Here is a 20,849-nt window from a genome sequence, read left to right on the forward strand (position 1 = left end):
TTATCTGCTGTTGACTTCACTGAGGTCATTGGCCGATCGGGCACCAATCCCAATGGCACTGGCCGTCGGCAGCAACTGGCTGATCAGGCGGTTCCAGCGCGTCACGCCGGCCGGCCCGACGTACACGATGTCCTGGGGTTGCAAGTCGAACCGGGTGGCCAGCACCAGCGCGGAAGGTGATTGGGCATCGAGTTGGAACACCTTGGCCGGTTCGGCTTCCAGGTTGTCCACGCCGCGAATCACATAGACCGCATTGCCATTGGAAGTGGTCTGGTTCAAGCCGCCTACGGTACCCAGGGCATCGGTCAGGTTGATCGACTTGCCCTTGAAGCTCAGGGCCCGGGGCTGATTGACTTCGCCCATCAGGTAGACACGTTTCTGGTCGTTATAGGGCAGGTACAACCGGTCGCCGCCCTTGAGGTAGATGCCCTGCAGTTGCGAGCCCTGGCGATTGAGGCTGTCCAGGTCAAGCGTGTACTCACGGCCGTCGCGCGTCAGGGTCAGGCTCGAAAGGTCGGCATTCGTGGGGTCGACACCGGCGGCCCCAATGGCCTCGACGGCGCTCAATGGCGTGGTGGTGATCGGCTGTTGCCCGGCCTTGATCACCGCCCCGGTCACCACCACTGTCTGGCTGGCAAACCGCAGGACGCTGACGTCGACCTGTGGGCTTTCAATAAATTGCGACAAGCGCCCGGCGATAAAGGCCCGCAGCTCTTCGATGGTCTTGCCGGCCACCGGGACGTTGCCGATATACGGATAAAACAACGTGCCATCGGGGCGAACCAGGCGCCCGTTGGCGTCGATCTGCTGTTGCGGCCCGGACGGTGCCGTCAACTCGGGATGGTCCCAAACCGTGATAAACAACAGGTCATTGGCACCGACGCGATAGCCACCGGGCACATAAGACAACAGTTCCGCCGGCACCGATTCACGAACATGCGTGGCGGCATCCATGGCAATCAATTTGGGGGTGATGGGAATCAACTCTACCCGAGTACTTTCGGGAGAACCCTCACTGGACATTTGACTGGTGTCCATATGTTGACCAGGCGAAAACATGCAGCCGTGCAAGCTGAAACTTGCCAGCAAAAGAACAGGTAACCTACGAATCATAATGGCACTACGCTAGTCGAGGGCGAGTCTAAAAAAGATCACCCAGAAGTTCCGGGTGATCTTGAACAACACACATTGCGGGTTATTAGTTGGTACCGGTGGTACCGCCTGTACCGGTGGTGCCGCCGGTGCCGGAAGTACCGCCATTGGAACTGCCGCCCGAGTTGGAAGCCGCCGCCGCAGCGCCGACTACCGCGGTACCGACCCCGACGGTTTCACCGAGCGTCACGCCGCCCACGAGCGGGGTGCTCAACGACAGGGGCTCGCTCGCGCCGGCCGCATCGCTCAAGGCCTCGCTCGCGACTTCACCTGCCGCCAATGCCGCAGTACTGCTAAAGGCCAGCACGCCGGCCAACAGTATTTTCCTCATATCAGACTCCTTCTCGATATTTACCCCTTATCAAATAATGCAATAAGGGCGTAGTGATGGAACGGAGATAAACAGGCTATGCAAACTGCGCAAAGATCCTGTTGGATCACGCACTTAACCTCCTCGAAATCATCTCACTTGTGGATAGCTCAAACCACCAATGTTAATAATCGTCAGGATTAAACAACGGGGCGTACCGATAACCCGCGACCAATACCGTAATACTCGAAACCATTGGCTTTCATACGCTGCGGATCAAATATATTGCGGCCGTCAAAGATCACCGGCGTGCTCAGTTTTTCTTTTATCAAGTCCAGGTCCGGGGCCTTGAACTCCCGCCATTCGGTCACGATCACCAGCGCATCGGCACCTTGCAACGCCGCTTCCTTGGTGCCCATCAGCAACAGGTCTTCGTTCATCCCGTAAATGCGCTGGGTCTCGGCCATCGCTTCAGGGTCGAATGCCTGGACCCGGGCACCCACGCTGCGCAGTTGTTCGATCAACACGCGGCTCGAGGCTTCGCGCATGTCATCCGTATTGGGCTTGAAGGCCAGGCCCCAGATGGCGAAGGTCTTGCCCTCCAGCTGGCCGCCGAAGTGGTGGTGAATATGCCCGAACAGGTGCTGCTTCTGGCGCTTGTTGACTTCCTCGACGGCAGACAACAGCGTTGCCTGATAGCCGATCGACGACGCGGTGCGCTCCAGCGCCTGCACATCTTTCGGGAAGCACGAGCCGCCATAACCGCAGCCTGGGTAGATAAAGTCGTAGCCGATCCGTGGATCGGAGCCAATGCCTTTACGAACCGCCTCAATGTCGGCGCCCAAGCGTTCGGCGAAATTGGCCATTTCATTCATGAAGGAAATCTTGGTGGCCAGCAGGCAGTTGGCCGCGTACTTGGTCAGCTCGGCACTCCTGATGTCCATCGTGATGATCTTTTCGTGGTTGCGGTTGAAGGGTTCATACAGCTCCCGCATGCGGTCCACGGCGTAACTGCTGTCGCTGCCGATGATGATCCGGTCGGGCCGGGTGCAGTCGGCGACCGCCGAACCTTCTTTGAGGAACTCGGGGTTCGAGATCACGTGGAACTCCACCTCGAGCCCCCGCGACGTCAACACCTCGGACACCTTCGCCCGGACCTTGTCCGCCGTCCCCACCGGCACCGTGGACTTGTTAACGATAATCTTCGGCTCGGTCATGTTGAGCGCAATGGTCGCGGCAACGGAGAGCACGTACTTGATGTCTGCGCTGCCATCGTCATCAGGCGGGGTGCCCACGGCGATGAACTGCACCTCTCCATGCCGCACGCCTTGCGCGGCGTCGGTGGTGAAGTGCAAGCGTCCGGCATCATGGTTCTTCTGGACGAGCGCACTCAGCCCGGGCTCAAAGATCGGAATAATGCCGGCCTTGAGGTTCTCGACTTTAGTCGCGTCCACGTCGACACAACACACCTCATGCCCCGCGTCGGCCAGCACCGCTGCCTGCACAAGACCCACATAGCCGATTCCAAATACAGTTACATTCATTTCAATCTTCCTTTAAACAAGCTCGAGGCGGCCATAGCGGTCTTCAAAGCGGATGATGTCGTCCTCGCCCAGGTACGAGCCCGATTGGACTTCAATCAGCTCCAGCGGGATTCGCCCCGGGTTTTCGAGGGAGTGCACAACGCCAATGGGGATGTAGGTGGACTGGTTCTCGGTCAGCAGCACTTGCTTGTCGGCGATTTGCACATTCGCGGTGCCGGACACCACGATCCAGTGCTCGGCCCGGTGGTGGTGCAGTTGCACCGACAGCTTGTGCCCCGGCTTCACCGTGATCCGCTTCACCTGGTACCGATAGCCCTGGTCCACCGAGTCATATTTGCCCCACGGCCGATAGACTTCGCGGTGGCTGGTGCTCTCGATCCGGTGCTTTTCAGTCAGCTGCGCGACTATTTTCTTGACGTCTTGCGCGTGGTCCTTGGTGGTCACCAAAATCGCGTCGGCGGTCTCGACGACCACCACATCATTGATCCCTGCAACCGTGACCAGGCGATGGCTGGCATGCACATAGCTGTTGGTGACGTCCTGCAGCAGCACGTCACCCTGGGTGCAGTTCTGGTTCTGATCCTTGAGGCCCGCTTCCCACACTGAGTCCCAGGCACCCAGGTCGCTCCACGGCGAATCGAGGATGACCACCGACGCGATGTCGGTCTTTTCCATCACCGCGTAATCGATCGACACGTTGGGCGCGTTCACAAAATCCACCTGGCTGAGCCGGGTGAAATCCTGGTCATGGGCCGCGTTGGAGAGGGACAGTTCTGCGGCCACCATGATCTCCGGGCTCAGGCGCTCCAGCTCGGCCTTCATCACCGAGGCGCGGAACATGAACATGCCGCTGTTCCAGAAGTAGTTGCCTTGTTCCAGGTAGCCTTGCGCGGTCGCCAGGTCGGGCTTTTCCACGAAGGCATCGACATGCGCGGCGCCGTCCACCGCAGCCTCTTGAGTACGGATATAGCCGTAGCCGGTCTCCGGTTTGGTGGGCACAACCCCGAAGGTGACGATCTTGCCTTTGTTGACTTCCACCTTGGCCAGCGTCAAGGCCGCATTAAACGCTTGGGTATCGCCGATCACATGGTCCGCCGCCAGCACCAGCAGGATCGGATCGTCCCCATCCGCCAGCGCCGACAGGGTTGCCGCCGCAATCGCCGGGGCGGTGTTGCGGGCGGTCGGCTCAAGGAGGATTTTCTGCGGGATCACGTCCAGTGATCGACTTTGCTCGGCCACGATGAAACGGTGTTCTTCGTTGCACACAATGATCGGCGGGCTGACGGTCTCGCCCTCTATCGACAGGTTCTTGATGCGATCCAGGGTGGCTTGAAACAAACTCAAGTCACCGTGCAGCGCAATAAACTGCTTTGGTTTAAGCGCTCTGGAAAGCGGCCACAGGCGCGTGCCTGAACCGCCAGACAATATAACTGGGATCATAACGATTACTCGATGATTAAAGGCAATAAGAGCGGATTGACAAACAGCCGAAACTTAAGAAGTGAATGACTTCACATAACTGATCAAGCGGTCCCTTTCGGTAAAGTCCAGTGAACTTTCGGCACTGCTGTAGTTAAGCGCCGAATCAATCGCCGAAAAGAACGCATCTTTATCATGGGCGATAAACACAGAGGGAAGGTCTGAAAAGTTTTCGGCGGTGTCGTACTGGTGATTATTGATGTGTTCACCGCGCCGACTGTCGCGCGGGACAATAACAATCGGTTTGCCCAGTTCAAGGGAGCGAATGATATTGCCCATGCCCGCATGGGAAACAATCACCTTTGACGCATTGAAGTTCTTGGAAAACAGCGGCTCGGCGATGGTCTTGTAAGCCGTAATGCGCCCCAGGTCATTTTCGTTATTGCCTACCTGGGCAACAATCGGGACCTGCGGGTTTGCATGACTCCACTCATGCAAGTAGCCGAGCATTCTTTCAAAGGGTGCTTGAGTGCCAACGCTGCAAAATATCATTTATACAATCCTCCCTTTATATTGGGCGCGGCTGTTTTGCGACAGCGTGGGCCACTGGGTCAGCAACTCATCGACAAAATACACAGCGATCCTGCCGGACAACGAGAGCTTCTTGGGATTGGCAATGCTGTCGATCCACAGGGTCTTTTTGCCCATGAGTTTTCCCGCGACCAGCCCCAGCAACCCCGGTGCCGCCCCGGTGGAGATCACGTACCTGGCCTTGCTGCGGTAAACGATCGCAAAGATCTGGCAAAAGCCCTTGATGATCTTCAACGGTTCACTGCGATTAAAGTCCGGGACTTGCGCGAAGGCATGGGTTGGATACTGCGAGCCAATGCTGATATCCACGGTGGCGATGGTAACTTTTTGACCGTCGAAGGCAGGCAGCAACTTGCTCATTTGTACCCAGTGCCCACCTCCAGAACAAATCAATAAAACATCACTTGATTGACTCATGACGGTTCCCTTCCTGTCAGGTGTAATAGACATCATTAAATAGTGGCGGCAGTTCTTAACAGTTGGGCCTGGCCTTTCCAGCGGGTTATTCGCTTGGCTTTGAGCAAGGCCGATTTCTCTTTATAGGTTTCTTGATTGGCGATGAGCTGCGCGACGCCGGCCTTGATGGACAGCGGGTCCAGGGTGTCGACAAACACCGCCGCCTCGGAAAACAACGAGCGCAGTACCGTGGTATTCGAAAGCGCCATCGGCCTGCCGGCGCTGACCGCTTCGTTGGCCACGCTCAGCTGAACGTTGTCGCGGGTGGTCAGGCCGAGCACCACATTCGCGTGGCACAGCAGCTGTTCAAAGGTCGCCTTGCTGAGGAAGCCGGTCAGCTTGATGTTCTCGGGGAGTGACGCCACGAGCTCCTCGGAGAGCTTGCCCTGATGCTTGCCGGTGATCAGGAAGTCGACACCGGGCATTTCCCGGGCGGCGTTGATCACGATCTCGATCGGTTCATCGATATCAAACGAGCACGGAAACAGTACATAGGGTGTCTCGCGCTCACTGGCGGGCGCCGCGTGAAAGTCACACGGCAAGTCTTCCAGGATAAAGATATTGGTGTCCTTGACGCCCAGGCCGGCCAACTCTTCTTTGACTTTAAAATTATGAACGACGACGGCATCGATTCTATTCAACAGCGCTACCGTGCCCGGAAAGCCTATCCATTGTTTGCGCAACAGGCTGTTGTGGGCATCGGCGATAATCTTCAGCCGCCGGTTGAATATAAACTTGTAGGCCAGTGCTATATGCAATACCGGGCTCGGCGGCAACTGCACCCATAGCACGTCAGGCGAACCGGCCAACAGGGTCTTCAGGGTTTTAAACGACTTGATCAAGTAATCCAGCGGCCGCGCGGATTTCTTCTTGAACTGGTTGGGCAGATGCAGAATGTCATACGCCCAGTATTGCTTCATGGTATCGGCGCGTCGTTGATAGCCAATCCATGCAATCATTAATGATTTCACTTCAGAGTCCTGCATAAATAAAGGTGGGGCCAGTGAGATTGCTTACACTGCAAACCAGATCGGAAAGTCGGCGTTGTATCGAATGGTGTTGTTTCTGAAGCGGATATGTTTGGCCGGATTGCCACCCACGATCGAATACGCTGCAACGTTGCGCGTGACCACACTGCCCGGATAAACAACCGCGCCTGTTCCGATGGTGACGCCTGGCATCACCATCACATTGGGAAAGATCCAGGCATTGTCTTCAATCAACACCGGCTTCCCCACCAGGCAACTCATGGGGTCATCGATATCGTGGCCCAGCGTATAAACCCGGGTGTTATGGGAAATATTGACGTTGTCGCCGATGCGGATGCCCGCCCGATTATCCAGGTAGCAGTCGTAATTGACCGTGCAGTTTTTCCCGACCGAGAAGTTGCCGAAGGAGAAAAACACCACGTTGCGGTGGATCGTGGTCCGGGCGCCCACCCGGCATCCGGTTGCCCGGAGCAACGCGCGTCGCAGATTGAAAAACAACGCCAGGCTGAGCAGCGTATTGAACAGCGCAACAGCGGCCTTCTTGATGTTCAGTTTCAGGTTCTTCATCTACTCGCCCTGCCCTGAAGTATCCGTTACGCGCTGTGAACTCATCACAAAATTCCTGAAGCGGATATTGGTACTCACCGGCGTGGCGAAAGACGGGTTATTGCCACCGAAGAACGTCGAAAATAGCAAGCCGTCGATGGTGATCTCCGGCGTGTCTCTAAACGTCAGCCCGGTTTCCGAGTGCACCAGCTGGTTGTCGTACCAAATGGAAATCACACCGTCGGCCTGCCCCGGCGTATTCAACTTCACCAGTTGCTCCAACCTGTGCCATTGCCCCACCGTAAAGATCCAGGAACCCAACCCGACTGCCGTGCCCCAGGTTTTACTGGTGGGCAAATACGCGTAAATGGCGCCGGCGCCCTTTTCTTTCCAGATGTAGCGCGTGGAAAAGCCGTCATGGCCGTTCGGTATCTTGCCGCCCGTATTGCCGGTGCCACCGTAGAGGCCCGGGAGCTTGCCGCCTTTTACAAAGTCGAAATTCCTGTCGAACTTCAACTCATAGGTCAGTACCAGGCATTCCCTGCCCGGTTGCGGCAGTGGGGATTTGAATTCAATGCCGCCGTAGGGCAACCCGAGGCGCACCATCGAACCCGGGTCATAGGAGCCGGCCGGAAAATGCACGGCAATGTCCTTGATCTTTTGGCTGTAGGCCTTGTTCGTCAGATTGGCCCTGCCCTTTATGCTGCTTTGCGCCTGGGGCCCGTCGGCCATCTGCGAAACGTCCGGCAGTGACGGGTAGATGTTCTTGATGCCTGGCTCGCAACGGTCGTTCAACTCAGATGCGCCGCTGGCAGCCACCTGCAGGGCGCACGCCACAATGAGTAGCGTCGAGGCTGTCTTTTTCACGTCGGTTGCCCCTCCACTTTATTTTTCATCGACCCATTTCAAAAAATCGTCGACCGCTTTTTGCGCAAGGGAAGAACGCTGGGCGATCTCCTGCTTGAGGTGCTCGGCCATTTGCGCCTTGGATTGCCGGAATTCGCTGATGGTGGCCTTGATCACCTCAGGGTCTGGGGTGCTGACCAGCCGGGTGCCCTGCGGCAGCATTTCATGGACTTTTTTCAGCTTGTTTTCGATTTCAACCGCGATGGTGGGAAAGCCCAGGGAAGCCGGCAGCAGTACACCGTGTGCACGGGCGCTGATGATCACGTCGGACTCGACGATCAGTTTCGCCATGAAGGTTTCTGGCGTATCGCCCGCCGCGTCCCAGCACAACCATTCGAACGTGTGGTACTTGTCGATCAGGTGCTGGTCACGTTCCTTGTACAGCGAGACCAGGCGTACCTGCTCGCCACGCTTGGCGAGCTCATCCGCGGCCTGGACCATCGCCTTGATGAACTGTTGCCCGTTCGCGTCATGGGGCCAGTCGCGCAGGATGAAGGACAGGTACTTGCCCTTCTTGAGGCTGCCGACCTCCAGGTCTTTGCTGGAGATCCACAGGTCGGAAAGCAGGCTGGGGTCGGTGTACACCTCGACGTCGGACTTTCCGAAGGCCTTGCAATGCTGCTGGCTGGTACCGTCCCGCACGGAAATGTAGTCACAGCGATTGATCACGCTGACGGCGCGGGTCAGCAGCTTGCCGCCGCCATCGAAGGGGCCCAGGCCAATGCAGAACGCTGCCAGGCGCCGGTGGAAATAGATCCTGTCGACACCACCGCGCAACCCGACATACAAACGCAGAAGCGTGGACTTCAGGTCGGTCTGCGCCTTGATGCTCTTGCACAGCTTCGCCACGATGCCTTTGTTGGCAGCCGCCTCTTTGGCCGGTGGGATAAACGAGAAGAACTGGCCCCCACCGCCCAACACCACCAGGTCAGCCTTGACCGGCTCCTTGATGTGCAGCCACTTGATACGCGGGTTGAAGTTCCTGGCGATCTGCGGATGATCGACACCCACCGCTATATCCGATTCCTTAAAGCGTTTTTTCAGAATATTGATCACGCATAGCATTAATACGTCATCACCCAAATTACCAGGACCGTATGCCCCCCGGATATATACTTTGCTGACATTCATGCTGGGCTTCCATTTTCCACGGGGTCATTAAACACGGCATTCAAGGCAAACGTTGTTGCGAGAATGTAGATAAATATCAGCGCCATGATCATCAATCGATACAGCACACTTTCGACGTAGGCGCTTGATATGAAACTGATGAGAGGCAATGTCCACAAGATCAGGATCCTGGGAGATACGAGCAACTCCAGAGGTAATATCTTCTTGTAGACGAAATACGGCAGTCCCAGCAGGAAGTGAATAAACTGCGAACCGATAAATGCCTTGGCAATCCCGATTGCACCTTCTTCCCGAAGCCACAGTGCTCCGGCAATGAATAACACTCCCCATAGAATGTTACTCATCACACTGAACCAGGCCAGGTTCATCACGATCATTTTTCTTGAAATACCGGACTTGAATGCACTGAGCAGCGAACCCAGGATTACCAGGACTAATGTCACTTCAAAATCCCGCCCCAGGAAACTGCTGCCATACAGTTTGGCCAGCAACTCGGGGAACATGATCACCGGCTGTATGATCACCAACACCACCAGCCAGCCCGACAGAAAGTTCAAGGCGTCCAACTTGCGGCTTTTACCGCCCAGCGCGGCGGCCAGCATCGGCACCAGCACAGAGCCCAACACCACGGAAACATGGGAAAAGATCGCGTTCCATTGCATCGCGGCGGCGTACATGCCCAATGCGGCAAGGCCGTTAGTTGTTTCCGCCAGCAACTTGTTGGCGAACCAGTTCATCGGGGCGACCATCAACCCCGTCAGCAATACCGGCAGGCCAACCGACAGCACTGCGTGCTTTTCAGTCATTGCACCTTTGAAACTCAGCGTGGTATTTCGGGCCTTCAATGTCTTCCAGCAGGCCAGTGCGCTGAAGAACACGATCAGCAATTGAGAACCGGCCAAGCCCAGCAGCGCACCGTTGAGTCGGAACTGCAGGGTCAGGAAGTACGTCGCCGGAATCGCGACAATCGCAATGATTCCGTTGATGGTCGCGATTGTCCGGTATTGGCCCCAACCGGTCAGGCAGCCCTGGGTCCATCCCGACAGGATAATCAACGTGATGGTGCTCAATACGATCAGCGATGCAGCGCTGAGGCTGTCTGCCCCCAGGATAACGCTGGAGAAAAAGTGCGGGAAAAACAGCGCTGTCCCGATGATCATCCCGCTGAACACAACCGAGAACAGCAGCGTCAGCGCGATGCCCCTGCCGGTCTTCTCGGGACAGGTCTCCTTGAACTGCCCGATATGCTTGGCCGTCGCCGTGGTGGTGGCTTGGGCGGCGACGTTGGCAAGCATCACAATCGCGCTCTGGATCAAGCCATACTCGCCAAACGATTGCGCACCCAATACCCGGGCAACCAGGATGCCGGTGATGACCACCGACACTTTGGTGGCCACGGCAGAAACGAAACTCCATGCCGTACTGGACACGAACTTTTTCAACAGTGTGCTGTTCATCCGGCATTCACCTGCAAGGGTGTGGTTATCAGCGGCTGGCCAGGCTTGAGGGTCTTTTTGCGTTGCCTGGCGGTGTGTTCGGAACAGACCCGCAGCACAATCGCGCCATACGCGATACCGATGGCGTACGGCTGATAAGGCGTGGCCGAGACAACGAACATCACCCCCAGAAAGATGGCGATCGAAACCGCCACCCGGCTGTTCATGTGCTGGGTAATCGAGGTAATGAACACGTACAGCAAGTACACGCCGATCAGCCCGTACTTAACGAAGTAGGTTAGGTAGGCACTGTCGATATTCGAGTTCTTGTCATCGAGGCCACGGTACTCGAACCAGGGAATCTCGAACGGCGTGCCCGCGCCCAGTCCCACAAAGTAATGCAGCGGGTTCATGCCGCGGATCAACTCCAGCGCCGGGCTGAAGCGCGTGGCCAATTGGGCGGCCATGCCTTCGGACGACAAACCATCATTGATTCGATCAGCCCCGATCATATTGCTGATGCCAATGAACGCCATCAGCACCACCGCCCCGGCCAGGGCAACGCCTATCATGCGGGCCGGCCGGGTGTATTGGTGGATGATGATCGCCGCAAACACCGAGACAAAGATGAAGCGAGAGTTGGCAATGAACAAACAGATGAATGACGTGGCTAGGCAAATGCTTGCGAGCTTTTTCCTGTGTTCGAACAGCCGTGGGTCTATGAAGTAATAAATCAGATAGGCCACGGCGGCGTACGTACCGCCGTCCAGGTAGCGGTAGGCGTTTTCTTCATAGTAGACGTCTTGAAACTTGTACAAGCCCAAGCGTAACCAGGCAATGTCCAGCACATTGAAGGCGGTCATCGCGATCAATAGCAGGAGCACTGTCTGCAACTTCAGCGTTTTTGCGGCAAGGGTCGCGATGTTCGAGAGCACGATAAATGACAGGATCATTATAAAAGGCCGAACATCCTTCAACAGGTACTTGTTCGAGGACTCCAGCAGGCCGCAGGCGAGTAACACCACATACAGCCCGCAACCAAATAGCAGGCCGCCCGGTACCGTCAATTGTTTCTTCTGTGTAGCCACCTGCCGGACCAGCAGTGCGCCCAGCCCGCCCACGATATAAAAGTCAAAGAAGTAGATACCCTTGAGCGAGATTATTTCGCTGTAGGAGTTACCCGTGGGAATAACAGCCAGCATTATCCCGAACACTACGATTGAGTATTTTGGATTTTTCGCCGCGAGCAAACCCGCTGACAGCGCGATAAGGGATAACAGGTAAAACATGGCTGGGTATTCTTTATGCTGATTTGAATTTGGCACGCTACCGCCCCAGGATTTTTCGTTCATTTCCTGAAAACGTGACCTCTATCCTGCAATTACAGTGGTGAATCAGCTCCGATCAGCCTGGTATTCGTACTGGTAATACCCGTAGTTGCCGTAGCCATATTTGGCCGACGCTTTCTTTTCAACGCCGTTGAAGATCGCGCCCCTGAGCACGATGCCGTTCTGGGCAAATCGGCGCATGGTGTGCTCGATCTCTTTTGCCGGGTTCAAGCCATAGCGGGTGACGATCAGGTTGGTCCCCGATTGCCGTCCCACGATGGCTGCGTCGGTCACGGCCAAGAGCGGTGGCGTATCCAGAATCACCAGGTCATACCGTTCGCTGACCTGCGCCAACAGCTCGGTCAGGTTGCGGTGCATCAGCAGCTCGGAAGGATTCGGCGGTATTTGCCCGCGGCTGATGATGTCGAGGTTTTCAACGCCGGTTTTGTGGATGGCGGATTCAAGGGTGCATTGATTGGAGAGGATGTCGGAAAGCCCATCCTTGGCCGGCACACCCAGCACTTTGTGCAGGTAGCCCCGTCGCATATCCACGTCAATCAACAACACGCGCTGCCCGGTTTGCGCGATGACGGCCGCCAGGTTCACCGAGACAAAGGTTTTACCCACCTCGGGGCTGGGGCCGGAAATCATGATCCGGTTATTCGGCGCCTCGAGCATCGCGAAGTGCAAACTGGTGCGCAAACTGCGCAAGGCCTCCACTGCCAGGTCCGTGGGGTGACTGATGGCCAGCAATGAAGAACCGGCATCGGCACGCCCACGCCCGCGGGTGATTTTGTCTTCTTCGACCTTTTGCAGCGTGCTGTACGGAATCGACGCGTACACCGGCAAGCCCAGTTGCTCGATGGCCTCGGGGCTTTCCAGGCCACGGTTCAGCGCCTTGCGCAGCAGCACCAGCGTCACCGCCAGGAAGCCGCCCAGCAGCGTCGCGATCAGCACGATGAGGATCTTTTTCGGCTTGATCGGCTTGAAGAAATTGACGTCTGCGGTGTCGATCAGGCGCACGTTGCCCACGGTGCCCGCGCGCATCACATCGAGTTCCTGGGACTTGTTGAGCAACTGGGTGTAAATGGCTGTGCCGACCTCGACATCCCGGGTGAGGCTCAGCAGTTCCTGCTGGGTGGAAGGCAGGCTCTCGACCCGGCTCGCCAGGCTCTGCTGCTTGCTGGTCAGCTCGCCGATCTGAGTCAGCAATGCGCGATACGCGGGATGCTGGCGGGTGAACTTGCGGTCCATCTCGGCCTGTTGCAGCTTCAGCTCGGAGATGCTGGTATCGAGGCCCACGATCTGGTCGAGAATCGCCTTGGTTTCCAGGGTGATGTCCACCGACTTGCTGCGGGTCTGGTATTCATTCAAGGCCTTCCCGGCTTTTTCCAGGTCCTTCTTGACCTCCGGCAGTTGCTCCTTGAGAAACGCCAGGCTTTGCGCCGCCTCAGCCGAGGTGCGCTCCACGTTCTGCCGCACGTAGATCGCCGCGATCTGATTGAGGATTTTGATCGCTTGGTCCGGCTCGGTGCTTTCCAGCGCCAGGCCGATCATGCCCGACTCCTTCCCTCGCTCGACCACATCCAGGTTCTCCTGATAGTCGAGGATGCTGGTCAGTCGCGCATTGCGGATCACCCGGAAACGCGTGCCGGGCTTGGCGCGCAGTTCTTCAATCTGGAATGCCACGCCATTTTGCTCGAACGGCTGCCCGGCCTCGCCGGCCGCCAGCACCTGGTCATCTTCATCCACCAGGGTGTAGTGCGCGTTTTCACCCACGGTCAGGGTCAGCTTCTTGCCCAATTGCCCGTCGGGCAGGTCCAGCTTGAAGATCTTCAGCGACTCGCCGCCCCAGGCGAAGCTGTCCAGGCCCAGCAGCGGCTCGGCGATTGCACCGGGGTTGGCCTTCTGGAAGCGGCGCGCCAGGAACTCACCCACTACCGGGAAGTACATCGGCTGTACGACGATATCGAGTTTCAGGTTGTCGACGGTTTTGCCAATCACGTAGCGGGACTGGATCAGCTCGATCTCGGTGGCCGACGGCGACTCCTTGCCCAGCATCCCGCCGATGTCCGAGAAGCCCAGCAAGTCGTTCTTTTTCGCTTCGACCTGCAGCAGGGCATTCGCCTGGTAGACCGGGGTTGCCAGCACCGCATAGGCGGCGCCAGTGACCATAAAGGCACCGGTCACCGCAGCGATCAGCCATTTATGGTCGATCAGTGTTCCAAACAGACCGAGGAGATCAATCTCCCCGTTATCGTCTTCCTGTACGGTGACTGCTGGCGTTTGCTGCATAAGTCGGATTCTTAGCCTTTATTTCGATTCAAAAAGTAGTGGCGATCAGCGTGCAAGACGCTGCGCCCATGCGTTTACAGCCTCTTCGATCAACGCATAAGCGTGCACAAACGCGGCCTTGCCTTGACGGTACGGGTCGCTGATCTCTCGCTCGTTTTGCCATTTGCCCAGCAGCAAGACCTTGCCTCGTGCCTCGGGCGCCATGCTGAGCACGGCATTGATGTGCTGTCGTTCCATGACCAGGATCAGGTCGGCTTCACTGATCGCCTGTGGCGCCAACTGGGTGGCCTGGTGCTTGTCGGCCGGATGACCGTGGGCTTCGAGTACCGCACGGGCGGTGGTTTCAATCGGCTTGCCGACCAACGCGGCAATACCTGCAGAACTGATCTTGATATCGGAGCACGGGAGTGCGCCACGCAAAAGACTTTCCGCGGTGGGACTACGGCAAATATTGCCAATACAGACAATCAACACTCTTTTAAACAAGGCACTATCCCCGGGCCATCCATTACCCCATGAAGCAACCTCTTCAACTTCATTACTTCACGGCAGTATTTATTAACACGTAACCCTTACTTCCCCCAAAATTATCTCCGGACGAAAAATAACAACCACCGCCTTCAACCCGACAATTTATAACATTCATTACTTCGTCACCCCCACCGGCTTTAAATTACAGCCTTGTCACGTATCGTCTTATATAGGAAGAGGAACGCCCATGAGCGCAAATGCCAACAAAGCCTGGTACCTGGTCCAGTGCAAATCCCGGCAGGACGAGCGCGCCGAGGAGCACCTCCAGCGCCAGGGCTATACCTGCTTCCGGTCTACCTATAAACGCGAACGGCTGTTGAAGGGCCAGCGCAGGACCACCCGTGAATCGTTGTTCCCCGGCTATCTGTTTATTCAAATGAGCCAGCAGGACAGCTGGAGCTCACTGCGCTCGACCCGCGGTGTGTCGCGGGTGGTGGCATTCGGCGCGCACCCGTTGCCCATCAGCGACACGCTGGTGGACGAACTCCAGGAGCGCGACCACCAGGCCGTGGTGAGCGCCCTGTTGCAGCCCGGCGAAAGCGTGCGCATCAATGAAGGGCCGTTTGCCGAACTTGAAGCGGTCTTCCTGGCCATGGACGGTGAGGAACGGGTGGTGTTGCTGATGAACTTCCTGCAACGGGAACAGCGCATCAACTTGCCATTGGCAGAAATCAGCCGAGTGCAAAGAAGTGACTGATAGCGGCGCTGAACAGACAAGAAATAACATTCAACTTAATAACAGACTAAAAATAACATCCGCTTACTTTTTCACCTCTTGAGAATAAAGTAATACGTGAATTAACAGCGAGGGACGGCCATGAAAAGTTCAAAGCTATTGGTAGAGCGTATCGGCCTGTTTCCTTCTTCGGGAAACATTCACGTCAAGGTTAATAGTTCAACCACCGTTGTAGAACGCATGCAGGTGTTATACGCCGGCCATTCCCTGGACAGTGACGAATCCTGTACCGGGCTTTCAATGGTGTTCGCCGACTGGCGCTTCAAGTTGCAGGTGAGCAATCCCCTGTCCATCTGCCTGTGCGTGGAGAGCCGCGGCGACAGCCACCTGATGCAAATGAAGACGGCCGAACTATTGGCGAATATTTCCTGCACCGAGGAGCGGCCATGAGCATTTATGAGGATCTGAAACGGGCCTACGCCTTGAAAAGGCTGACGAACACGTTTGAAGGTTTCGTGGGCCTGGCACCGCACGAACAACTGCCGGCGGAGCAATATGCGCACAACACCCGGATCATGTCCCACTGGCTGGATCAGTTGCGCGGCAACTCACCGCAGGACATAACCGACACGTTGTTCAAGCAGATGAAGCGTTCGCAGCGCCGTGGCGATGCCCGGCGCTTCAATTGCCAGACGGTGCTGCTGGAGCTGCTGGTGGAAAGTAACCTGGCCCTGGACCTGGCCACTTACTCGGCGTTCAACTGCATGGAAGAGGCCCGCCAGGAAGGCTCCTGATGGGCCTGGTCGGCACCTGATACGGCCACTGCCACATGGTTGAGCAGCTTCTCGGCGTTGTACTTGGGTGCCATCGCACTTAACAACAGGATCACCATTCCCCCACCGATCAACGATGGGGAAACCCGCACTTCAACCACCTCAAGGCGCCACAGAAACGCCAGTGCCGCCATGCCGCCCAAAAAGCCACCGGCCAGTGCTTCGTTGAGTGGGTGAATATAGGGTGCCACGCAATAGGCACTGAACCAGCCGGCGATAAACATCCCGGCGATAGCTGCGGGCCAGCGCCACTCGGGGTTGACCCGGCGCGCCACCAGGCTCATCGCCACGGGCACCATCAACGACGTATTCATGGCGTGACCGCTGAGCACCGCAATATCCAGCTGCTGGAGCGCCACGCCCCAGCCCTTGAACAGCAACTTGCTGAACGCCACGATGGAATAGGTGCAGGCGATGGTCATCAGCCACCACTTGACCGCCTGGGGCCGGGAATACCAGAGCCAGACGGCGATCACCACTGCGGCCGGAATCATGACGGTGATACCGCCATATTGCGCCAGTTCTTCCCGTATCAAGTGCTGTTCCCTACCCGCAAGTTTTTCCCGGACCCATGAGACCTCAGGTCCGGGCAAAACACAACGACTTCAGGGCGCGCCAGCCAGCGATTGCGGCGAAAACACCTCGGTATCCGTCAGTTTCCGTACCTCTACCCGGTGCGGGAAAATCTTCTTTTCCACAAACAAATTATCCACCTGCTGCAACGCCTGCACATCCCGCTCCTCTACCGGCAGCAGCGACTCATCACCCCATGTGCGCAGCAACTGTGAAACCTTGAGCGGGATATCGTTGACCGTGGCAAACACCCGTGCGTATTCCTCGGGGTTCTGCTGCGCCCATTCAAAAGCCTTGGCGAACCGCTGCAAAACGTCACGCAACGCCTGGCGCTTGAGCGGGTCGCTGAGCACTTCATCGGACGCGGTAATAAACGTCAGGCCGGTATTGATGCCCTCCCCGCTGATCAGCACCCGCGCGCCCTGCTGTTCGGCGAACGCCTGGTACACCCCGAAGGTCGCCCAGGCTTCGATCTTGCCGGCGTTGAACGCAGGTAATGCATCGGTGGGCAGCACGAAGCCGACGTTGACGTCCTTTTCATCCACGCCGGCATTCGCCAGGGCGCGGATCAGCAGGTACTGGGAAATGCTCCCACGGGCCGATGACACCACCACATTGCGTCCTTTCAGATCGGCCACGCTGTGGATCGGTGAGTCGGGCGGCACCAGGATCGCAATGCTGCGCGCCTGACTGCGGCGCACCGCAACGATACGCAGCGGCGTGCCTCCGGTGGCAGCCGCCAGCACCGGCGTATCCCCGGCCGGGCCGAGGTCCACGGCGCCGGCGCGCAAGGCCTCGAACAGCGGCGCGGCGCCCTGGAAGTTGGCCCACTGGACCTTGTAGTCGATGCCATCCAGGGCGTGGGCGGCCTCCACCACCGTACGCAAGCCCTTGGCCTGGTCACCGAGGATCAGGGTCACACCCGACAGATCCGATGCAGACTTCGGCGCTTCAGCGGCTTTGTCGCAGCCGCCCATCAGCAGTGCAGCCGCCAACAGGCAAAGGGTTCTGAATTCAACCATGGGCAAACCGCCTGACGCTGGCGTTCGCAGGCTGGGCGGCCGGGGCGTCCACTTCAACCCCCAACAGGCTCAGCAAGCGGGCGCGAATCGCCTGGAAACCGTCCTGGCCGGTATCCCGTGCACGGGGCAGGTCGATGCGCAGTTGCTCGGCAATCTTGCCCTCCGCCAGCACGATCACGCGGTCGGCCAGCAGGATCGCTTCGTCGACGTCGTGGGTCACCAGCAACACGGCCGGCGTGTGTTTGCGCCAGAGTTCGGTGATCAGGCGATGCATCTTGATGCGGGTCAGCGCATCCAGCGCGGCGAAGGGTTCGTCGAGCAACAGCAGCTTGGGCTCGCGCACCAGGCCGCGGGCCAATGCCACGCGCTGGGCCTCGCCGCCGGAGAGGGTCGCCGGGTACGCCTCCAGCCGATGGGCCAGCCCGACTTCCGTCAACGCCTGCACCGCACGGGCCTTGGCGTCGGGAACCCGCAGGCCGAGAATCACGTTTTTCCAGGCGCGCTTCCACGGCATCAGGCGCGGCTCCTGGAACACCGCCGCCCGGGCCTTGGGCACGCGCAACTGGCCGCTGTCGATGCTGTCCAGGCCCGCGAGGCTGCGCAGCAAAGTGGTCTTGCCGGACCCGCTGGCGCCCAGCAACGCAACGAACTCCCCCGGGGCGATATCCAGGTCCAGGCCGTCGATGACCCGCTGCTGGCCGAACTGGCGCACCACATTGCGCAACTGCACCGGTGCTGTTGAAGCTTCGAGAATCGACATGTCAGTTCCTCACAAACGATGGGCGCCAGGCCAGGGCAAAACGTTCCAGGGTGCGGATCAAGCCGTCGATCAGCAGGCCCAGCACGCTATAGATCAACAGGCAGATCACGATCACGTCGGTGCGCATGAAGTCCCGCGCATCACTGGCCAGGTAGCCGATACCGGCGGTGGTGTTGATTTGCTCGACAAACACCAGGGCCAGCCAGGAGATGCCCAGGGAATAGCGCAGGCCGACAAAAAACGAAGGCAACGAGCCCGGCAGGATCACGTGCCAGATCAGCTCGCGACGGTTGAGGCCGAGGGTGTTGGCGGCCTCGATCAGTTTGGGGTCGATGTTGCGGATGCCGGCGAACAGGTTGAGGTACACCGGAAAGGTGGTGCCGGTAACGATAAGTGCGATTTTGGTGAACTCGCCGATGCCAAACCAGAGGATGAACAACGGCACCAGTGCCAGGGAAGGAATGGTGCGCAGCATCTGCATCGGTGAGTCGAGGATTACCTCGCCGCGCTTCGACAGGCCGGTGATCAACGCGGCCACCACCCCGATACTCACGCCGATGCTCAAGCCCAGCAGCGCCCGTTGCAGGGACACCAGCAGGTGCTTGCCCAGCTCTCCGGAGACGATCATTGCCCACAGGGTGCCGCCAATCTGAGACGGCGCGGCGATGATCCGTGCCGGGATCAAGCCCAGCTCGGAGGCCAGTTCCCACAGCAACAGCAACACAATCGGGCTGACCAGCCGCAGCAACACATCGGGGGTGCGCCAGTTGCGCAGCCAGCGCGGAATCAAGCGGGATGCAACGCCGGCTTGACCCTCGGCCTTGTCGACGGAAAACGAACTGGCGTTAAGGGACTTTTCAGTCATCGGGCTTCCTTCCTCATCAAGAACACGGCCAGGAGCGCCGCTGCGGTTTCATGCTATTCGCATAAAAAACCTCAGTGAAATTCTATTTGGGAATAACCTAATACGATTAAAATGCGCATTACTGATAACGATCTAAAACTATGATTCTGTATTTTTATAATTAGGATAGAACCAATCGGCATTTTACAGGCCCGGGTGCGGCCCCTATTTTCGATAGCAGCTTTATTCCTGCCCTCAACAAGGACTGACCATGAGCATCGAATTTATCGGCTATATCGGCGGCCACCACGCCTCCGAGATCCACCCTCGCAGCGGCCCGACCTTGCAGCCCGACTACGTGGAGACCGTGGCCCGCGCCCACGAAGAGGCCGGCTTCGACCGCGCGCTGGTGGCCTTCCATTCCAACAGCCCGGACAGTACGTTGATCGCTGCCCATGCGGCCAGCGTGACGAAAAAGCTGCAGTTCCTGATTGCCCACCGGCCCGGCTTCGTCCAACCCACCCTCGCTGCGCGGCAGTTCGCCACGCTGGATGTGTTCAACGGCGGGCGCACCGCGGTGCACATCATCACCGGCGGCGACGACCGTGAACTGCGGGCCGATGGCAGTCATATCGACAAGGATGAGCGTTATGCGCGCACCGACGAGTACTTGAGCGTGGTGCGGCAGGAATGGACCAGTGAAAAGCCCTTCGACCATCACGGCACTTACTACCGGTACGAGGGTGCGTTTTCGACGGTGAAGTCACCACAGCAGCCGCATATACCGTTGTATTTTGGCGGGTCTTCAGCGGCGGCCATTGCGGTGGCGGGCAAGCATGCGGATGTGTATGCGCTGTGGGGTGAGACCTACGAGCAGGTGAAGGAAGTGGTCGCCCAGGTGCGGGCTGAGGCGGCCAAACATGGGCGTACGGTTCGCTTCAGTTTGTCGTTGCGGCCGATTCTGGCAGAGACTGAAGCGCTGGCTTGGGAGCGTGCGGATCGCATCCTGGAGCAGGCGACGGCGTTGGCTGAGAAGAATGGGTTTGTGAGGCGTGAACCGCCGAATGAGGGGTCGCGGCGGCTGTTGGCGGCGGCGGCCCAGGGGTCGCGGTTGGATAAGCGGTTGTGGACCGGGATTGCGGGGTTGCTGGGGGCCCAGGGTAACTCTACATCGCTGGTGGGTACGGCCGATCAAGTGGCCGAGGCGTTGCTGGATTATTACGACCTGGGTATCACGACGTTTTTGATTCGTGGGTTTGATCCGCTGAATGATGCTATTGATTACGGGAAGAGGCTGATTCCGCTGACTCGGCAGTTGGTGGCTGAGCGGGAGCGCCAGGCGGCTGGAAAAGTGGCCTGAGGGAGGGGGACCGAGTACATATCCGTTTCTTCGGTAACGGCGGCTTATGGTTCCGCTCTTACAGCGGGTCACTTTTGGCAAACGCCCGGAATGCCGGCCCAGCCAAAAGTAACCAAAAGGTCTTTGCCCCACCACTCGGTGCCTCGC

Annotated in this window: 22 protein-coding genes; 4 read left to right on the forward strand and 18 right to left on the reverse strand. The window is 57.9% G+C overall.

All coding sequences use genetic code 11. The features are described from left to right. The 14 genes from HX805_RS17040 to HX805_RS17105 all read right to left on the reverse strand — a co-directional run bounded on the left by HX805_RS17040 (position 1) and on the right by HX805_RS17105 (position 14,589). Complete coding sequence (locus tag HX805_RS17040; protein WP_134326351.1) at positions 1 to 1,113, reverse strand: polysaccharide export protein; 1,113 nt, start codon at positions 1,111 to 1,113, stop codon at positions 1 to 3. An 85-nt stretch (positions 1,114 to 1,198) separates the two neighbouring features. Then, on the reverse strand, positions 1,199 to 1,483 hold the full coding sequence (locus tag HX805_RS17045) for a hypothetical protein (RefSeq protein ID WP_003211359.1): 285 nt from the start codon (positions 1,481 to 1,483) through the stop codon (positions 1,199 to 1,201). Positions 1,484 to 1,662: 179 nt separating this feature from the next. Beyond that, positions 1,663 to 3,006, reverse strand: coding sequence for a UDP-glucose/GDP-mannose dehydrogenase family protein (locus HX805_RS17050; protein WP_003211357.1), 1,344 nt, complete (start codon positions 3,004 to 3,006; stop codon positions 1,663 to 1,665). A gap of 12 nt (positions 3,007 to 3,018) precedes the next feature. Further along, the gene (locus HX805_RS17055; protein ID WP_087694224.1) at positions 3,019 to 4,446 is read right to left on the reverse strand and encodes a mannose-1-phosphate guanylyltransferase/mannose-6-phosphate isomerase; all 1,428 of its coding nucleotides are present in this window, start codon (positions 4,444 to 4,446) and stop codon (positions 3,019 to 3,021) included. A 54-nt stretch (positions 4,447 to 4,500) separates the two neighbouring features. Further along, positions 4,501 to 4,977 carry a glycosyltransferase gene (locus HX805_RS17060; RefSeq protein ID WP_003211352.1) on the reverse strand — a complete coding sequence of 159 codons (477 nt, stop codon included), beginning with the start codon at positions 4,975 to 4,977 and terminating at the stop codon, positions 4,501 to 4,503. Next, entirely contained in the window at positions 4,978 to 5,376 is a 399-nt protein-coding gene (locus HX805_RS17065; RefSeq protein WP_003211350.1) for a polysaccharide biosynthesis protein, read from the reverse strand. A gap of 92 nt (positions 5,377 to 5,468) precedes the next feature. Next, the gene (locus HX805_RS17070; RefSeq protein ID WP_087694223.1) at positions 5,469 to 6,431 is read right to left on the reverse strand and encodes a hypothetical protein; all 963 of its coding nucleotides are present in this window, start codon (positions 6,429 to 6,431) and stop codon (positions 5,469 to 5,471) included. 54 nt (positions 6,432 to 6,485) lie between these two features. Beyond that, a complete protein-coding gene (locus HX805_RS17075) occupies positions 6,486 to 7,028 on the reverse strand; it encodes a DapH/DapD/GlmU-related protein (RefSeq protein WP_087694222.1) in 543 nt (180 codons plus the stop codon). Next, on the reverse strand, positions 7,029 to 7,874 hold the full coding sequence (locus HX805_RS17080; protein WP_371132989.1) for a polysaccharide lyase: 846 nt from the start codon (positions 7,872 to 7,874) through the stop codon (positions 7,029 to 7,031). Between the two features lie 18 nt (positions 7,875 to 7,892). Further along, entirely contained in the window at positions 7,893 to 9,044 is a 1,152-nt protein-coding gene (locus HX805_RS17085) for a polysaccharide pyruvyl transferase family protein (RefSeq protein WP_134326349.1), read from the reverse strand. Next, positions 9,041 to 10,501, reverse strand: a complete 1,461-nt coding sequence (locus HX805_RS17090) for an oligosaccharide flippase family protein (RefSeq protein ID WP_177022021.1) — start codon at positions 10,499 to 10,501, stop codon at positions 9,041 to 9,043. The genes HX805_RS17085 and HX805_RS17090 overlap by 4 nt, the downstream gene beginning before the upstream one ends. Then, a complete protein-coding gene (locus tag HX805_RS17095) occupies positions 10,498 to 11,769 on the reverse strand; it encodes a DUF6369 family protein (RefSeq protein WP_134326347.1) in 1,272 nt (423 codons plus the stop codon). The genes HX805_RS17090 and HX805_RS17095 overlap by 4 nt, the downstream gene beginning before the upstream one ends. Positions 11,770 to 11,874: 105 nt before the next feature. Then, a complete protein-coding gene (locus tag HX805_RS17100) occupies positions 11,875 to 14,103 on the reverse strand; it encodes a polysaccharide biosynthesis tyrosine autokinase (RefSeq protein ID WP_087694218.1) in 2,229 nt (742 codons plus the stop codon). Positions 14,104 to 14,148: 45 nt separating this feature from the next. Beyond that, positions 14,149 to 14,589, reverse strand: a complete 441-nt coding sequence (locus HX805_RS17105; RefSeq protein ID WP_032899408.1) for a low molecular weight protein-tyrosine-phosphatase — start codon at positions 14,587 to 14,589, stop codon at positions 14,149 to 14,151. Between the two features lie 232 nt (positions 14,590 to 14,821). Here HX805_RS17105 and rfaH point away from each other — a divergent pair, with 232 nt between their 5' ends. The 3 genes from rfaH (at position 14,822) to HX805_RS17120 (ending at position 16,104) form a co-directional block, all read left to right on the forward strand. After that, a complete protein-coding gene (rfaH, locus tag HX805_RS17110; protein WP_003211330.1) occupies positions 14,822 to 15,331 on the forward strand; it encodes a transcription/translation regulatory transformer protein RfaH in 510 nt (169 codons plus the stop codon). A 120-nt stretch (positions 15,332 to 15,451) separates the two neighbouring features. After that, complete coding sequence (locus HX805_RS17115; RefSeq protein WP_023658750.1) at positions 15,452 to 15,760, forward strand: hypothetical protein; 309 nt, start codon at positions 15,452 to 15,454, stop codon at positions 15,758 to 15,760. Continuing rightward, positions 15,757 to 16,104, forward strand: a complete 348-nt coding sequence (locus HX805_RS17120) for a hypothetical protein (RefSeq protein ID WP_134326346.1) — start codon at positions 15,757 to 15,759, stop codon at positions 16,102 to 16,104. Before HX805_RS17115 ends, HX805_RS17120 begins: the two co-directional genes overlap by 4 nt. Here the strand turns inward: HX805_RS17120 and HX805_RS17125 are convergent. From HX805_RS17125 to HX805_RS17140, 4 genes are all read right to left on the reverse strand, one after another. Continuing rightward, complete coding sequence (locus HX805_RS17125; RefSeq protein ID WP_177049728.1) at positions 16,056 to 16,679, reverse strand: hypothetical protein; 624 nt, start codon at positions 16,677 to 16,679, stop codon at positions 16,056 to 16,058. The two genes, HX805_RS17120 and HX805_RS17125, sit on opposite strands and share 49 nt — an antisense overlap. A 69-nt stretch (positions 16,680 to 16,748) precedes the next feature. Further along, a complete protein-coding gene (locus tag HX805_RS17130) occupies positions 16,749 to 17,738 on the reverse strand; it encodes an ABC transporter substrate-binding protein (RefSeq protein ID WP_177081434.1) in 990 nt (329 codons plus the stop codon). After that, entirely contained in the window at positions 17,731 to 18,498 is a 768-nt protein-coding gene (locus tag HX805_RS17135; RefSeq protein WP_177022026.1) for an ABC transporter ATP-binding protein, read from the reverse strand. The genes HX805_RS17130 and HX805_RS17135 overlap by 8 nt, the downstream gene beginning before the upstream one ends. A gap of 1 nt (position 18,499) precedes the next feature. Further along, positions 18,500 to 19,363: an ABC transporter permease gene (locus tag HX805_RS17140; protein WP_003211316.1), complete on the reverse strand. Its 864-nt coding sequence runs from the start codon at positions 19,361 to 19,363 to the stop codon at positions 18,500 to 18,502. Between the two features lie 250 nt (positions 19,364 to 19,613). Here HX805_RS17140 and HX805_RS17145 point away from each other — a divergent pair, with 250 nt between their 5' ends. Continuing rightward, positions 19,614 to 20,702, forward strand: a complete 1,089-nt coding sequence (locus HX805_RS17145; protein ID WP_177081433.1) for an LLM class flavin-dependent oxidoreductase — start codon at positions 19,614 to 19,616, stop codon at positions 20,700 to 20,702. Positions 20,703 to 20,849: the final 147 nt, after the last annotated feature.

This window comes from Pseudomonas sp. G5001 (assembly GCF_013385475.1).
Classification (GTDB): Bacteria; Pseudomonadota; Gammaproteobacteria; order Pseudomonadales; family Pseudomonadaceae; genus Aquipseudomonas.

What these genes read in the sequence shown, in the direction of transcription:
- HX805_RS17145 (WP_177081433.1), top strand. Translation starts at nt 19,614, where the DNA reads ATGAGCATCGAATTTATCGGCTATATCGGCGGCCACCACGCCTCCGAG.
- HX805_RS17085 (WP_134326349.1), bottom strand. Translation starts at nt 9,044, where the DNA reads ATGAATGTCAGCAAAGTATATATCCGGGGGGCATACGGTCCTGGTAAT.
- HX805_RS17075 (WP_087694222.1), bottom strand. Translation starts at nt 7,028, where the DNA reads ATGAAGAACCTGAAACTGAACATCAAGAAGGCCGCTGTTGCGCTGTTC.
- HX805_RS17095 (WP_134326347.1), bottom strand. Translation starts at nt 11,769, where the DNA reads ATGTTTTACCTGTTATCCCTTATCGCGCTGTCAGCGGGTTTGCTCGCG.
- HX805_RS17070 (WP_087694223.1), bottom strand. Translation starts at nt 6,431, where the DNA reads ATGATTGCATGGATTGGCTATCAACGACGCGCCGATACCATGAAGCAA.
- HX805_RS17055 (WP_087694224.1), bottom strand. Translation starts at nt 4,446, where the DNA reads ATGATCCCAGTTATATTGTCTGGCGGTTCAGGCACGCGCCTGTGGCCG.
- HX805_RS17115 (WP_023658750.1), top strand. Translation starts at nt 15,452, where the DNA reads ATGAAAAGTTCAAAGCTATTGGTAGAGCGTATCGGCCTGTTTCCTTCT.
- HX805_RS17140 (WP_003211316.1), bottom strand. Translation starts at nt 19,363, where the DNA reads ATGACTGAAAAGTCCCTTAACGCCAGTTCGTTTTCCGTCGACAAGGCC.
- HX805_RS17120 (WP_134326346.1), top strand. Translation starts at nt 15,757, where the DNA reads ATGAGCATTTATGAGGATCTGAAACGGGCCTACGCCTTGAAAAGGCTG.
- HX805_RS17060 (WP_003211352.1), bottom strand. Translation starts at nt 4,977, where the DNA reads ATGATATTTTGCAGCGTTGGCACTCAAGCACCCTTTGAAAGAATGCTC.
- HX805_RS17045 (WP_003211359.1), bottom strand. Translation starts at nt 1,483, where the DNA reads ATGAGGAAAATACTGTTGGCCGGCGTGCTGGCCTTTAGCAGTACTGCG.
- HX805_RS17100 (WP_087694218.1), bottom strand. Translation starts at nt 14,103, where the DNA reads ATGCAGCAAACGCCAGCAGTCACCGTACAGGAAGACGATAACGGGGAG.
- rfaH (WP_003211330.1), top strand. Translation starts at nt 14,822, where the DNA reads ATGAGCGCAAATGCCAACAAAGCCTGGTACCTGGTCCAGTGCAAATCC.
- HX805_RS17090 (WP_177022021.1), bottom strand. Translation starts at nt 10,501, where the DNA reads ATGAACAGCACACTGTTGAAAAAGTTCGTGTCCAGTACGGCATGGAGT.
- HX805_RS17130 (WP_177081434.1), bottom strand. Translation starts at nt 17,738, where the DNA reads ATGGTTGAATTCAGAACCCTTTGCCTGTTGGCGGCTGCACTGCTGATG.
- HX805_RS17065 (WP_003211350.1), bottom strand. Translation starts at nt 5,376, where the DNA reads ATGAGCAAGTTGCTGCCTGCCTTCGACGGTCAAAAAGTTACCATCGCC.
- HX805_RS17050 (WP_003211357.1), bottom strand. Translation starts at nt 3,006, where the DNA reads ATGAATGTAACTGTATTTGGAATCGGCTATGTGGGTCTTGTGCAGGCA.
- HX805_RS17040 (WP_134326351.1), bottom strand. Translation starts at nt 1,113, where the DNA reads ATGATTCGTAGGTTACCTGTTCTTTTGCTGGCAAGTTTCAGCTTGCAC.
- HX805_RS17135 (WP_177022026.1), bottom strand. Translation starts at nt 18,498, where the DNA reads ATGTCGATTCTCGAAGCTTCAACAGCACCGGTGCAGTTGCGCAATGTG.